This is a genomic window from Nostoc sp. DSM 114160 (genome assembly GCF_053470305.1).
Genome location: NZ_JBPFGO010000001.1, coordinates 2821136 through 2835820 on the forward strand (window position 1 = coordinate 2821136; position 14685 = coordinate 2835820).

7 protein-coding genes and 4 pseudogenes are annotated in these 14685 nt (G+C 43.3%); 8 read left to right on the forward strand and 3 right to left on the reverse strand.

Going from position 1 to position 14685, the window contains the following annotated elements:
• Positions 1 to 125: 125 nt before the first annotated feature.
• The 7 genes and pseudogenes from NSTCB13_RS12565 (at position 126) to NSTCB13_RS12595 (ending at position 7729) form a co-directional block, all read left to right on the forward strand.
• Positions 126 to 980: a PspA/IM30 family protein gene (locus NSTCB13_RS12565; protein WP_448272562.1), complete on the forward strand. Its 855-nt coding sequence runs from the start codon at positions 126 to 128 to the stop codon at positions 978 to 980.
• Positions 964 to 2703, forward strand: a complete 1740-nt coding sequence (locus NSTCB13_RS12570) for a DnaJ domain-containing protein (RefSeq protein WP_448272563.1) — start codon at positions 964 to 966, stop codon at positions 2701 to 2703. Before NSTCB13_RS12565 ends, NSTCB13_RS12570 begins: the two co-directional genes overlap by 17 nt.
• Positions 2704 to 2760: 57 nt before the next feature.
• Positions 2761 to 3445, forward strand: a pseudogene (locus NSTCB13_RS12575) (Uma2 family endonuclease).
• Positions 3446 to 4108: 663 nt separating this feature from the next.
• A complete protein-coding gene (locus NSTCB13_RS12580; protein WP_445632214.1) occupies positions 4109 to 5560 on the forward strand; it encodes a glycoside hydrolase 100 family protein in 1452 nt (483 codons plus the stop codon).
• A gap of 140 nt (positions 5561 to 5700) precedes the next feature.
• Positions 5701 to 6019, forward strand: a pseudogene (locus tag NSTCB13_RS12585) (transcription antitermination factor NusB); the annotation flags it as partial.
• A gap of 300 nt (positions 6020 to 6319) precedes the next feature.
• Positions 6320 to 7249: pseudogene (gene rsmB, locus NSTCB13_RS12590) on the forward strand (16S rRNA (cytosine(967)-C(5))-methyltransferase RsmB); the annotation flags it as partial.
• Positions 7250 to 7306: 57 nt separating this feature from the next.
• Positions 7307 to 7729, forward strand: a complete 423-nt coding sequence (locus NSTCB13_RS12595) for a tellurite resistance TerB family protein (RefSeq protein WP_194043291.1) — start codon at positions 7307 to 7309, stop codon at positions 7727 to 7729.
• A gap of 117 nt (positions 7730 to 7846) precedes the next feature.
• Here the strand turns inward: NSTCB13_RS12595 and NSTCB13_RS12600 are convergent, their stop codons facing one another.
• On the reverse strand, positions 7847 to 9526 hold the full coding sequence (locus NSTCB13_RS12600) for a cobyrinate a,c-diamide synthase (RefSeq protein WP_448272564.1): 1680 nt from the start codon (positions 9524 to 9526) through the stop codon (positions 7847 to 7849).
• 238 nt (positions 9527 to 9764) lie between these two features.
• Between NSTCB13_RS12600 and NSTCB13_RS12605 the strand changes: the two genes are divergently transcribed.
• Positions 9765 to 10400 (forward strand): glutathione S-transferase family protein, encoded by a 636-nt coding sequence (locus NSTCB13_RS12605; RefSeq protein ID WP_445628213.1) that lies wholly within the window; start codon positions 9765 to 9767, stop codon positions 10398 to 10400.
• 1148 nt (positions 10401 to 11548) lie between these two features.
• Here NSTCB13_RS12605 and opcA read toward each other — a convergent pair.
• The gene (opcA, locus tag NSTCB13_RS12610) at positions 11549 to 12931 is read right to left on the reverse strand and encodes a glucose-6-phosphate dehydrogenase assembly protein OpcA (protein ID WP_445628211.1); all 1383 of its coding nucleotides are present in this window, start codon (positions 12929 to 12931) and stop codon (positions 11549 to 11551) included.
• A 170-nt stretch (positions 12932 to 13101) separates the two neighbouring features.
• Positions 13102 to 14632, reverse strand: a pseudogene (zwf, locus tag NSTCB13_RS12615) (glucose-6-phosphate dehydrogenase).
• Positions 14633 to 14685 lie beyond the last annotated feature (53 nt).

Genomic DNA, 14685 nt, shown 5'->3' on the forward strand with positions numbered 1-14685 from the left:
ATATTGTACTGAGACTTTCCTGAAGTAGCATTAAAAGCAAAAGTCAAGGCTTAAGTAATTTTTACGAGGACGCAACAGTATTAATCAGTCTACGCTCTGAGTCATAAGTCTACTCAGATAAATTTATGGGACTTTACGACCAAAATCAATTATCACAGGATGCGCTACGAAAATTACGCGAAGGAGCAAGCCACTCCAGAGTAGCCCAAGAAATTGCTCAACAAGACTATGCAAAAGCTCAAGCCGAAGCTGATAAATGGGAACAAGAATATCAGCTTGCTGTGCAAGGAAGTAATCAGGATTTAATTAGTCAAGCAAAATTTCAAAAGGAACGATATCAAGCAATTGCTGGTAGGCTAAAAACCTTGGTAAAGGAGCAACAAATACAAGTAGATGCAATTCAAAGTAGTTTGGCATCTTGGGATCAAAAGGTTTCAGAAGCAGAGAAAGAAGTATTATGCAGCAAGCCTCAAATAAATGGTAGTATTAGCGATTTTGAGTTTATAAAAAATAAATTTTTAGAGATAGAACTTTATGCACAAGAGGTTTCGGACATATTAATCAATTCTGAAGATGTTGATGAGGAATTACAGCAACTTAAGAAAGAAATGTTGCTGCCACGTAAACCTCAAAATATTGCTATAGATAAAAAAGACAGTAAAGTAATTTTATTAGAAGCTATTGGTGAAACAAAAGAAGCGATACAAAGTGCTATCTTGAATCAAGAATGCATTCAAGAAATTTATGAAAAAGCTCAAGAAGAAGCTAAATATTGGAAGGATAAAGCTTATATAGCTCTTAAAAATCATGATGATAATCTAGCCCTTGAAGCCATACTCAGTAAAATAGTTCACAGTAAAATTGTGCTTACTCTTCAAACTCAGCTTCAGCAGCACGAAGCAACAGTGATTCTACTTGGAAAAAACCTGATTGCCCTAGAAAATTTCAAGAAAACATTAGGCAATGACACAAAACTCTAAAACAGGCGCAGCATTTATTGCAGGCGGAACCCTTGCAGGTGTTGGTGTTTCCGCAACTGTAGGCGGGATGGGACTAGCAGGCGGATTTGGCGCTGTTGGAATTGGTACAACTCCTGTCGTTGGTGCTGGCGCTGTGGCTGGTGCAGCTGCTTATGGCGCTTTTAAAGCCATAGCACAAGGAGATGCAGCTGCCTTCGCTACAATGGGAATTGGCGCAGTCGGCGGTGCTGGTGTTTATAGCGTCGTCGGTGGTATGGGTTTAGTCGCACCGAAAGTAGGGCTAGCATTCGGGATTGGTGCAGCACCGATGGCAGGAATTGGTGCTGTAGTGGGACTCGCCGCCTATGGTATTGCCAAACTGTTAGACGAATCGGAAATTAGCGAAACTCCAGCACAGCTTTTTGCGCGGATGGAAGAGAAAGTTTTACAGATGGGCTACTATTCTGAAGCAGTGATGGAATTAGAAGCATTTTTATCTGGTGAGGATCTCAACCAAAAATTTCCTGGTTTGGAAGTTGAAGATGAGTTACAAGCGCTTAAAACTGAATTAAAGAAAAAATCAGAATTTGCTACGCCTAAAGCTTCTACTCCCAATATTGAAGCAGAAAAAATATCTCCGACAACCCAGCTACCTGAAACTTGGAAATGTGTACGCACACTCAAAGGACACTTAGCGGCAGTTAATGCGATCGCAATCAGTCCTGATGGTACTACCTTAATTAGTGGCAGTGATGACAGACAAGTTAATTTGTGGAACTTGAAAACCGGAAAATGGCTTTATACATTCTCTGGACAAGCCGAGGCAGTTTTATGTGTTGCTATCAGTCCTGATGGACAGCAGATTGCAAGTGGTAGTGTCGATTGCAAAATCAGCACTTGGCAGATGGACACAAAAAAATTTCTCCAGACATTCTTTTATTTAAACTCAGCCTATAGTCATAATGGTTTTGTTAACTCGATTGCCTACAGTCCTGATGGGGCAATTCTTGCTAGTGGTGCTGCTGATAAGACAATTAGAATTTGGGGACGCTACACGGGAACCGTAAAACGCACCTTGAATGGACACTCAGATGCAGTTTTATCTGTCGCCATTAGTCCCGATGGTAAAATCCTTGCAAGTGGTAGCGCCGATAAAACTATTAGGCTTTGGGATGTCAAAACTTGGGAACAGCGCTATATTCTTACTGAACATTTGGGAGCGGTGAATACAGTTGCTATCAGTCCTAATAGTCAAACTCTTATTAGTGGTAGCACAGACGCCACAATTAAGCTGTGGAATCTCCAAACTGGAGAATTAATTTCTACTTTGACTGGACACTCAACGGCGGTTTTGTCTGTTGCCATCAGCCCCGATGGAAAAACCCTCGCCAGTGCCAGCAGAGACGGTACAATCAAACTTTGGAAGCTCCCCACTAGGGAACTACTACAAAATCTTTTTGGGTGTAATCCCGTTGCTTTCAGCCCTGATGGTAAAACGCTGGTAAGCGGCGGTAATGGCGGAAGCATCAAGATTTGGAGTCAATTTACTCTTGACTCTGAATTATCGGGGGAATGGTGGGAAGTCTTGGGCGTAAATCAGAGCGATCGCCCCAATGTTGTTAAACTTGCCTACCGTCGATTAGCAAGATTGTATCATCCTGATGTTAATAGTTCTACAATTGCCAAAGCCTCAATGCAAGCAATTAATCGAGCTTATAAAGAATTTCAGCAGCAGGTAACATAAAGTTAGTAGTTTATCGATGCTAATCAAAATATGAATAATATCTGAGGAAATAGTCTTATGGTTCAAAATTTAGTCGAAGCCATAAATTTTGAAGAATTTGTCGAATGGAAACCGGAGAATGGCAGATATGAATTACATAAAAGAATAATAGTTTAAATGCAGCCGACAGGGGAACATGAGTTAGTCAGAGCATTTCTAATTAGAGAACTCAATTTTGAGATTCGGAGATTTAATCTAGCTTATTCGATTCCTGCTCAAGCATTAATCAAATCTGTCGATCAAAAATCTGGTTATTTTCCAGATGTGCTGGTATTGAATATCCCTAACTTAATTAATGAACCACTTTGGAAAAAATCATCAACAGTTACTCAAGCCCCATCAATTCCATTGGTAGTAGAAGTTGTGAGTACAAATTGGCGAGATGATTACTTTCTCAAATTCGCTGAATATGTTCGCGTAGCGTCTTGTAAAGCCTGCGGCATAGCTACGCTTAGGGCGAAGCCTCTCGTAGAGAAGAGAAGAAATTGGGATTTCAGAATATTGGATTGTTGACTATGCTGCTCTTGGTGGAAAACGGTTTATCGGCAATCTCAAGCAACCGACAATATCAGTTTATACATTAGTGGAAGGCGAGTACCAAGTAACTCAGTTTTGTGGTAACAATCGCATTCAATCACCAACTTTAACTGAGCTAAATCTAACTGCCGAACAAGTGTTTAAGGCTGCTTCGGGAGAACAGTAAAGAACATCACTTTGCTAATACTCCGTACTTATATACTTGCTACATACCCATCCATTGTGAGTGGTCTTTCGACTCAGTACTCTTCATTGTTTTTAGCCATACTTCCATAAACTCCCAGTTTCATCTGTCAGTAGGGTAAGATATTTAACCCTTGAGAAGTATTGACATATTAAAATTTTCTAGCCTTCATCTTGCATATTCAGAAAAAACGTTATAAATTATTAGATAATAGGGGAATAATCGACTTCTTAATGTCAAAAACTAATCTTGCTCAAGTAAATATACTGCAACCAGTTTTAACTTCACACAACTCATAAACAGCACTAAAGATATGTTTTTGTTTGGTAAAGCAAAGATTCTGAACAGACAACAGAACAATAAATAATCTAAAAGTATATCTTATGTGACTGTTTTTAGGAATTATCTTACTATTTGCGGTGGAAAACAACAGCTATAATTCACCAAAACAGTAATAGATTACAAGCAATTAACTAACAATAAATTTGCAAAAAGGTCAGCAATTTTATTCCTTGTTAGTTGATTATTTTTTGCTCAATTATTTTTGCTATTCAAAGAATATTTTTTGTTATGCTGAGAAGAGCAAAAATAATAAATGAAGACCATCTACCACAAATTCACAATACTTATGGAGTTATTTTGGCAATGCACTTAAACGAATTGGAAACTACTGAAAATTTAAAAGAAGTGGAAGAAGCATGGCTAGCACTAGAAAAATCAATTCTCTATTATCAAGGTCGCCCTGTTGGGACAGTAGCCGCTTATGATGTTTCTGTAGAGGCACTCAATTACGATCAGTGCTTTATTCGAGATTTTGTCTCTTCAGCTCTAATTTTTCTGATTAAAGGTAGAACAGATATTGTTCGTAATTTCTTAGAAGAAACTTTAAAGTTACAGCCTAAAGAAAGGGCATTAGATGCTTATAAGCCAGGAAGAGGATTAATCCCGGCTAGCTTTAAAGTGGTATCAGAAAATGGGCAAGAATATTTAGAAGCCGACTTTGGCGAACATGCGATCGCTAGAGTTACACCTGTAGATTCTTGCTTATGGTGGATTATTTTGTTGCGCGCTTATATAGTCGCCACAAAAGATTTTTCTCTCGCTTATCAACCTGAATTCCAAAATGGGATCAGGTTAATCATGGAAATCTGCTTGGCGAATCGTTTTGATATGTACCCAACGCTATTGGTTCCAGATGGCGCTTGTATGATTGACCGTCGTATGGGCATTTATGGGCATCCTTTAGAATTACAAGTCCTCTTTTACACGGCATTGCGTGCATCTCGCGAACTACTAATTTGTCAAGGTAATTCTGATATTGTTGAAGCCATTGATAACCGTTTGCCTCTTTTATGCGCTCATATTCGCCAGCATTATTGGATAGATATTAATCGTCTGAATGCAATTTATCGCTTCAAAAGTGAAGAATATGGCAAAGCTGCTGTTAATCTATTCAACATATATGTAGATTCTGTTCCTTATTATGAATTGGACAAGTGGCTACCAAGAAAAGGTGGTTATCTAGCAGGTAATGTTGGCCCGTCGCAGCTAGATACTCGCTTCTTTTCACTGGGAAATTTAATGGCAATCATTTCAGACTTAGCCACCGAAGAACAGTCACAAGCAATTATGACTCTGATTGAGGAACGCTGGGATGATTTGGTGGGAGATATGCCAATGAAAATTTGTTTCCCAGCTTTGGAACATGAAGAATACAGAATTGTAACTGGATGTGACCCCAAAAATATCCCCTGGTCTTATCATAATGCTGGTAGTTGGCCAGTTTTAATGTGGATGTTGGCAGCGGCGGCTGTAAAAACTAATAGAACAAATCTCGCACAAAAGGCGATTGAAACTGCCCAAGGACGCCTCAGTACAGATGAATGGCCAGAGTATTACGATGGCAAAAAAGGGCGACTGATTGGAAAACAAGCTAGGAAATATCAAACTTGGACAATCACTGGGTTCTTATTAGCAAAAGAACTGATAGCAGACCCCACTTCTTTACCATTAATCAGCTTTGGAAAATTGCCAGCAGAACAGGTTTCTAGAGCGTGTGAGTTTGAAATTGCCAGTGTAGACCCCTATATGTCTTAATAGGTGAGTTGGGAGTTATTTAATTTTGGATTTTAGATTTTAGATTTTTACTTCAATCCAAAATCCAAAATTCAAAATCTAAAATTGGCAGAGTTGGGAGTTAGAATACAAAAGCCTCCTGACTCCTGAATCGTGTTTTCATGACAAACCCCCGTCAATTAGCTTTTATCGCCCTACGAGATGTTCATAAGGGGGCTTATGCTGATGTTGCCCTAGATAGAGTGCTGCAAAAAGTTAATTTGCCTGATTGCGATCGCCGCTTAGTGACAGAATTGGTTTATGGGAGCGTCAGAAGGCAACGCACTCTCGATACTCTCATCGATCGACTCGCTAAAAAGAAATCTCATCAACAACCACCAGACCCTCCGCACCATCTTACATCTGGGCTTTTATCAACTGCGTTATCAAGAGCGTATTCCTGCTTCAGCTGCTGTTAATACCACAGTCCAACTCGCGAAAGAAAACGGTTTTTCTGGACTCACGGGTTTTGTTAACGGTTTATTACGACAATACATCCGCCTTGCAGAGAAGATAAAGGGCGATCCGTTACAGCTTCCAGAAAATCCAGTAGAATTCTCTGACTTTTCACCGGATCTGCAAAACCTCTCTCCAAACCTCTCCCCTACAAGGGGAGAGGCTTTGAATTCTCCCCCTTCCCTAGTAGAGAAGGGAGAGGCTTTGAATTCTCCCCCTTCCCTAGTAGGGAAGGGGGCTGGGGGGTTAGGTTTCGCGTTAATTCCAAATAATGTGAAAAGTCAGGTGGAACGCTTGGGTATTTTACACAGCTTTCCTGATTGGATTATTCAAGTTTGGTTAGAACAACTGGGTTTGGCTGAGACAGAACAACTGTGTGAATGGATGAACCAATCACCAACGATTGACTTACGCATCAACCCACTTCGCGCTTCCATTGAGGAAGTTGAGGCGGCTTTGCAATCTGCTGGTGTTTTGGTAAGACGGATTCCTCATTTACCCCAAGCTTTACGATTTATTGGTAATACCGGGTCAATTCAAAAACTACCGGGTTTTAAAGAAGGTTGGTGGACTGTACAAGATGCTAGCGCTCAATTAGTAAGTCATTTGCTCGACCCCCAACCAGGTGAGGTAGTAATTGATGCCTGTGCTGCACCAGGGGGGAAAACAACCCACATCGCTGAATTAATGGCAGATGAGGGTAAAATTTGGGCTTGCGATCGCACTCCTTCTCGTCTTCGCAAACTCCAAGAAAATTCTCAACGGCTAAATTTACAATCTATTCAAATTTACACTGGCGACAGCCGCCACTTCAAGCAATTTCAAAACACCGCAGACCGCGTATTACTTGATGCTCCATGTTCTGGTTTGGGAACTATGCACCGTCATGCTGATGCGCGTTGGCGACAGACACCAGAATCCGTCCGAGAACTTTCGGTGCTGCAACGAGAATTGTTGACACATACATCAACTTTTGTCAAATCTGGTGGTGTATTAGTTTATGCCACCTGTACATTGCATCCGGCGGAAAATGAACAAGTGATTTCGGCGTTTTTAGCTGAGTCACCTGATTGGCAAATTGAGTCTCCTATTGGCGTTGAGTTACCTGATTCTACCGATATTACGCCTCAAGGTTGGTTTAAACTTTGGCCCCATCGACAGGACATAGATGGTTTTTTTATGGTGCGCTTAAGAAAAACCAATAATTCCGAATGAATACTGTTTAGGATTGTACGATTTGGTGGAGGCCTGAATCTACCAGAGGAGGCAGCAATGGTTTCCCCTTCCAATGTAAAAAATTTAGTTAAAATCCTGATTGGAGCTGCCTGGATCGATGGCAGAATCCAGCCAGAAGAACGGCAATATCTCCGCGAAATAGCTCAAGCCAAAGGTTTAGCTAACGACCCAGAAATTAAGCCTTGGCTGTACGAATTAGTTCCTGTACAGCCAAAAGAATGCTACGACTGGGTGCGGGAGTATCTAGGCGATCGCCCCAGTCTTGAAGATTGCGAAAATCTGATTGAAGCCATCAGTGGTTTAATTTATAGCGATGGTGAAGTTGCCGTCGAAGAAGCTAGACTCCTGACGCAATTGCAAGATATGGCGAAGCCGAATGAGTCAAATCAACCAGCTCACACTGCGCTTCTCAAACAAATTCAAAAGCTTTACCGCCGTTGGGTTGAAGTCCAAAACTAACATGGAACTATGAGTTGATCCAAGAGGAGGCGGTGAATTATCTCACTGCCTTTTTGTGTAAGACGCGATAAATCGCGTCTCTACATGAAGGCTTTGGGTTATCTCAACTGTATTGGCTTAAATCCACGTTTTTGAAGATGCTACTTTTAGACATTCTTTAAGAAACTGCTGGGGAATTTCTCTACTTTCTCCCCAATGCTGATGAACATAAGAAGCATGAATATTTGCAGGTAAACCCCATCCTTCGCATCCCATATTTTCGTCACAATCGTAGCGAGAGGTTTCAAATAGGGGTTGAGTGGGAGTTAAGGTTAAATGGGAACGATGAAACTCATGTCCGTAAACAGTTGTATTTGCCTTAACTAACAAATTATCTTGCAAAGCGACTGCACGACGATAACCCAAAGTTAAACGTCCACTCATCACAGCAGATGTTGGTAGCACTCCCGCCATTGACCAAGATTTACCTTCAAAATCGATAATTTGCTCGCACAAATACATTAATCCTCCGCATTCGGCAACCGTAGGCATTCCTTTAAGTATTGCCGTTTTCACTCCATCACGAACGCCAGAATTTTCTGCGAGTTCCTGGGCAAAAACTTCCGGGAAACCACCACCAAAATACATTCCCTGGATATCTTTTGGTATACCAGCATCTTCTAAAGGACTCCAGAAAACCAATTCTGCACCAAGTTGTTGCAGCAAATCGAGATTGTCTTGGTAGTAAAAATTAAAAGCGCGATCGCGGGCTACTGCAATCCTAACTGGGAATGAGGCAGATAAGGAAGATGAAGCAAAGCCAGAAAGGGGTTCTGATTTTAACAAAGGTAATAAGCGTTGCCAGTCAAAGCAAGTATCTCCTAAATCGGCGAGGCGAGCGATTAAAGCATTGAGTTCGGGAAGTTCGGCTGTGGGTACTAAACCCAAATGGCGATCGGGAATTGTGATATTATCTTGACGGCGCATTACGCCGAGAATGGGTAATTGTAAGGGTTCTAGGGAATCTTTGAGCAAACAGAGATGGCGATCGCTCCCGACGCGATTTAATACCACCCCAGCTATTTTAATTCGGGAATCAAAAGATCGATAGCCGTGCGCGATCGCAGCCACAGAACCAGATAAACGACTGCAATCAATGACCAACACCACAGGTAAATCTAACAGCCGTGCGATGTGTGCGGTACTCGCAAAATCAGTGGGGGATTGGGCATGGGGCATTGAGCATTGGGCATGATTATTCTCCTTGTCCCCTTGTCCCCTTGTCCCCTTGTCCCCTTGTCCCCTTGTCCCCTTGTCCCCTTGTCCCCTTGTCCCCTTGTCCCCTTGTCCCCTTGTCCCCTTGTCCCCTTGTCCCCTTGTCCCCTTGTCCCCTTGTCCCCTTGTCCCCTTGTCCCCTTGTCCCCTTGTCCCCTTGTCCCCTTGTCCCCTTGTCCCCTTGTCCCCTTGTCCCCTTGTCCCCTTGTCCCCTTGTCCCCTTGTCCCCTTGTTTCCCTTGTTTCCCTTGTCCCGATGCCCAATTCCATCAAACAACCCCATCACCCCTTCTACTAGGGCATATTCACTCAGTTGACTATGACGAGCAAAACATTGCTGAACGTAGGCTTCAGAAGTCAATACTGGGTCTAAATTGCGACAAGCACGACCAGTTACGTGTTGATGAAACATCGGGTCGATGTAGTCTGGCCCCACCTTAAAAGATTGTACCAAGCGATCGCGACGGCGTAAAGATGCTAAAAGGGTGAGCGTGACTGTTGTCTTACCCACCCCACTACGTTCCCCAGCAATGACTAAAGCCATAAATGAAACAAATTAGGTTTTTATACAGCAACTATTTTGACTATTGGCTGTGCGTCTATCGTCGCTTTATGCAAAAGCAGATGCACCAGTTTCTCCAACCAGCTAACTCAAACTTATACCAATTAGAAACTAGAAAACTACCCAATTAGGGGAGTTAGGTTGAAAACGTCTGTTTAATAATACAGTTGGAGATTAGCCGAGAGCGGATAATAATCAGCTAGCAAAAGAGGAAAGTTTTATGATAACAGTGCATCATCTTAACAACTCGCGATCGCAGCGGGTGCTGTGGCTGCTTGAAGAATTAGGTATCGAATACGACATCAAATTCTATGAACGCGATGCCAAAACGATGATGGCACCGGAATCGCTACGCCAAGTCCATCCCCTCGGCAAATCACCAGTAATCACAGATGCAGACTTGACGCTTGCTGAATCGGGTGCAATTATCGAATACCTAGTCGAGCGCTACGGTAATGGTCAGTTAGTGCCAGCATCCGGTACGCCAGAGTATCTGCGCTACAAGTATTGGCTGCATTACGCCGAAGGTTCGGCAATGCCACTGTTGGTAATGCGGCTGATATTGAACAATTTCGGGGCAGGCGATAGCAGCGCGGTTAGCGGATTCGTCGCGCCCCAGATCAAACTTCACTTTGACTACATAGAAGATGAACTCCGTAAAAATACGTGGTTTGTAGGCAATGAATTTACCGCTGCCGATATCCAAATGAGCTTTCCCCTAGAAGTAATCGCTGCACTCCCCGAAGAGGTCGAGAACCGGCCAAAGCTGAAAGAATTTGTCGAGCGCATTCATGAACGACCTGCTTACAAACGCGCCCTAGAGCGTGGAGGTAAATACGAGTTATCCTTTCAATAGACTTCTTGGATGAATCAATTAGCTTTCACCCTAAATCCCTCTCCCAAGCAAGGCTACGGTGTACACAAAAGTCTTCTAAAGCTGTCCTACGTCTTGACCTGCAATGCTAATGCATCGGCTTGTTATGCCAATGCATCGACCTGCTATGTTAATACATCGACTTGTTATGTTAATACATCGACCTGTTATGCCAATACATCGACCTGCTATGCCAATACATCGACCTGCTATGTTAATACATCGACTTGTTATGCCAATGCATCGACTTGCTATGTTAATGCATCGACCTGCAAAGATTAGCCCACCCTAAGTTATACCGTTTCACCATAAATTTGATAAAGATGGCAAGCAGGGGAAGCAGAAGGAGTAGGGGAGGCAAGAAACGTGATTTGTATCAAAAATTTAGTGAAATGGTATTACACCTGACTTTTCACTTTATGTGGAAAAGCTAACGATTGACCTAACCCCCTAACCCCCTTCCCTCGCAGGGAAGGGGGAAAATTCCAAGTGTCTCTCCTAAAAGGAAGAGAGAAATAGAAGAGAGGTTTTCCAGATACCGTGAAAAGTCAGAAGTTATACCAATTTGAAAAAAGAATGCGACAAATAGATCATTTGTAGAGACGCGATTTATCGCGTCTTCAACCAAGGATGTGTTGCAATCATTAATTGAATTGGTATTACACAGCAACTCTAAAAGACTTATGTGTACAGCGTAGCCCAAGCTTGGGAGAAAGTTGGGACAATACTGGTTCGGTTAAGATTTTGTGATAAAAATTATGGCTCGCCAAAGACGCGATACGCCGTCAAGACAAAAGATTAATTATTGTAGAGACGGCGATTCATCGCGTCTCTTGCCTTAACCGAACAGTATTGATTTAACGTGAGTTCGACGGCTCTAAAAACCCCATTTCCATTCCTCTCCCCCACTCTTCGAGAGGCTTTGAAACCCTAATTTTTTCGTTGTCAACTAAGAATATTTCTGCCCCTCTCCGCCTCCAAGAGGGGTTGGGGAGAGGTTCATCGAACTCACGTTGATTTAACACCAAGGAAAATAGAAAAACCCTCCAGATTATTGAAATATCCAAAAATCTGAAGAGTTTGTGTTTGATTTTCGCAATTTTGGTAACTTTTATTGTTTCCAGGCGCAACTAACTATTTGTTTCCAATTTGAAAATATTCGCACTCACTCCCAGACTTTCTTCAAAAAGTGACTCGCGACCCCAGCGTTGTACCTGCTGACTCAGCAATGCTTCCGCCTTTTGTTCAGAAAGTGAAGTCACCTGTTGAAACAGACCAGCAGATTGAGCGCCGCCGTGGGTTTCCATCCGCATACAACCACCAGTTTCCGAGCAAATTACTGTACCACAGTCTGCCTTTGGATTGGTCGAACTGAGGCGCAAAGCAATCAAGTCGCCAGCAATTTCACCCACATCAGCAAGGGGAACACCCGCTAATTCGGTTTCTACTTGGCGTTGGTCTTGGGCAATAAAGTTAATGCGAGTGATGTCATAATCTCCGGTTTCCTTTTTATAGGAAACTGGCTGCCATCCTAGACGACTTGCCAACCAACCCAAAAACAGCAGTGCTTGTGCGGGGTTGCCTTTTTCGTAATCAATAGTTACTCGGTCAACTTCCCCAAGGGCGGCCCGACGATGAGGTGAGTCGTAAGCTTCAGCTGTCAATTCCTGCCATGCTGATAGGCGACGCCAGTTGAGGTCAGCCAAAGGAACCCCACTTTCCACCAATTCTTGGAGGCGGAGTAAGTCACTTTCTGGCTCGTTAAAGCGGCAAGAATCCACAATCACATTATTGCAAACGGCTGCCAACCGCTTGAATAGGGCATTATTGGGGTCTGGTGTTGCTTTCCACCAGAGAAACTTTGGTAAGCCGCCAATCAACAATGCTGGAAGCATACCACCGATGCGTTCTAAGGCAGCAGCAGTTCCACTGAGAGTGATGTATTCGCAGCAAATTAGTGTGCTTGACGATTGCTTTTGGATTGGGCAATAGGCAGAAACCTGAGCCTTAACCCCTTCATCTTCGCCAGTAATGGGAAATAGCGCGATGATGCGGCAGGGGTTGCGGAGGGCGATTTCATCAGCAATTCTGGGGCTTGGGGCATTTAAACTTAAGCTGGGAAGTTCAATAGAACCATTGTCTCCCGTAGCACCGTTTCCTTGACGTTTGATGAATTCTTCTCTCAAGATAGCCAGGGTTTCAGGTGTTGCTGTTCCCGTATCGGGCAAGGCATATTTTGTCTGCACTTGCCGCAAGGCAGCTACCATCTGAGGCCCTAAAATCCCGTCAAGCGGGCCGTTGTAAAATCCCAAAGTAGCCAAAAGATATTGGGTTTCTTCGGGTTCGTAAACCACTAAAGTAAATGTTGTGGCGCGGGTGGCAGCAGGAAGCCCACCGTCCTCGCCAGTAATGCCATAACTTTGCCAAATTTGATGAAGTTCCGCTTCTATTTCGTTAAGCGAAATATCTTTTGGCGCCTGAAGTGAATAAATTGTAGAAGCTTGGGGAGCCATAGGAAATTGTAGATTTTGGATTTTGGATTTTGGATTTAAGATTTGAGATTTTGGATTTTGGATTAAGAACTAGTAATTTGGTAATTAGTAATAGTTTTTCATATTCCCTATTATCTATTTCCGATTTTGCCGTCCCCAATCTAAAATCTAAAATCTAAAATCTAAAATTGTTAGAGTCTGCGCCAGCGGCGGCCATCCTGGTTAATTAAGAATTCTGCTTCTGTTGGTTCCCAGGTTCCAGCTTCATACTGGGGAATAGTATTGGCGTCGGCGGGTGCATCCCAAACGGAAAGGGCTGGCGTTACGACCTGCCAAGCAGCTTCTACTTCATCCGCGCGGGTGAACAATGTTTGATCGCCCATCATACAATCAAGGAATAAGCGATCGTAGGCATCAGATGTGGCTTGGATGCCAAAGGAACCATAACTAAAGTCCATGTCAACGGAACGGGTACGGAATTCTGCCCCTGGCATTTTCACATCAAAACGCAGGGAAATACCTTCATTCGGCTGAATCCGCATCGTCAAAATATTGGCGTTTGTCTGTTGGGCAGCAGATTGGAACATCCGAGACGGAACTTCGCGGAAGTGAATCGAAATCTCACTGACTTTTTTCGGCATCCGCTTCCCGGTACGCAAGTAGAAAGGAACACCTTTCCAGCGCCAGTTATCTACTAAAAACTTCATAGCGACATAAGTCGGTGTGGTGGAGTTGGGATTAACGCCTGGTTCTGTCCGATACCCTGGCACTTCTTGGCCCTTCATCCAGCCAGCACTATACTGACCGCGTACTGCTGACCGCGACAGATTGTGAACATCAGCTAAACGAGTAGCTTGAAGTACCTTCACTTTTTCTGTGCGAATGCTGTCAGCATCCATTGCATTGGGTGCTTCCATCGCCGTTAGACAGTAAAGTTGCATTAAATGGTTTTGCAACATATCCCGTAGTGCGCCGGCGCTTTCATAGTAACCAGCCCGGTCTTCCACTCCCACGGTTTCTGCCACGGTAATTTGCACGTGGTCAACAAATTGACGATTCCACAACGGCTCAAAAATCGCATTGGCAAAGCGAAACACCAGCAAATTCTGGACTGTTTCTTTACCCAAGTAATGGTCAATGCGGTATACTTGGTTTTCTTTACAAAATTTCTGTACCACTTGGTTAAGACTCTGGGCAGAAGCCAAGTCTCGACCAAAGGGTTTTTCAATTACTAGACGATGTTTGTAGGCATCTTCTAGCATCCCGGCGCTTCCTAGCTGCTTAATCGCTTCAGGGAAGAATGAAGGGGCAACCGAGAGGTAGAACATGCGATTACCTCGCGTGCCCCGTTTTTCGTCTAATTCAGTCAATAAGTTTTTCAGTTTCTGGTAGCCTTCGGGGTTGTCTATATCCCCAGGGCTATAGAACAGACCCTTGAGAGAAATCTTGCCAGAGTTCCCCTAAATCAACATCAGGATGTGCTTCTTCCATCCCCTTTTGCATTTGTTCGCGGAAGTACTCATGGCTCCATTCTCGACGTGCCACACCAACAATGGTCGTTTCTGGGGGAATACGCCGTTCTCGCCGCAATTTGAAAAGTGCTGGTACTAGTTTGCGCCAAGTGAGGTCACCGGAAGCGCCAAAGATAACTATAATTTGGGGTTCGGGCATCCCTTGTTGTTGCAGACCAACGCGCAAGGGATTTTCTAGCAGACTAACCATAGAAGTTTTGGATTTTAGATTGGGTACTAGGATTGGCGAAAGGGAAAGGGGGA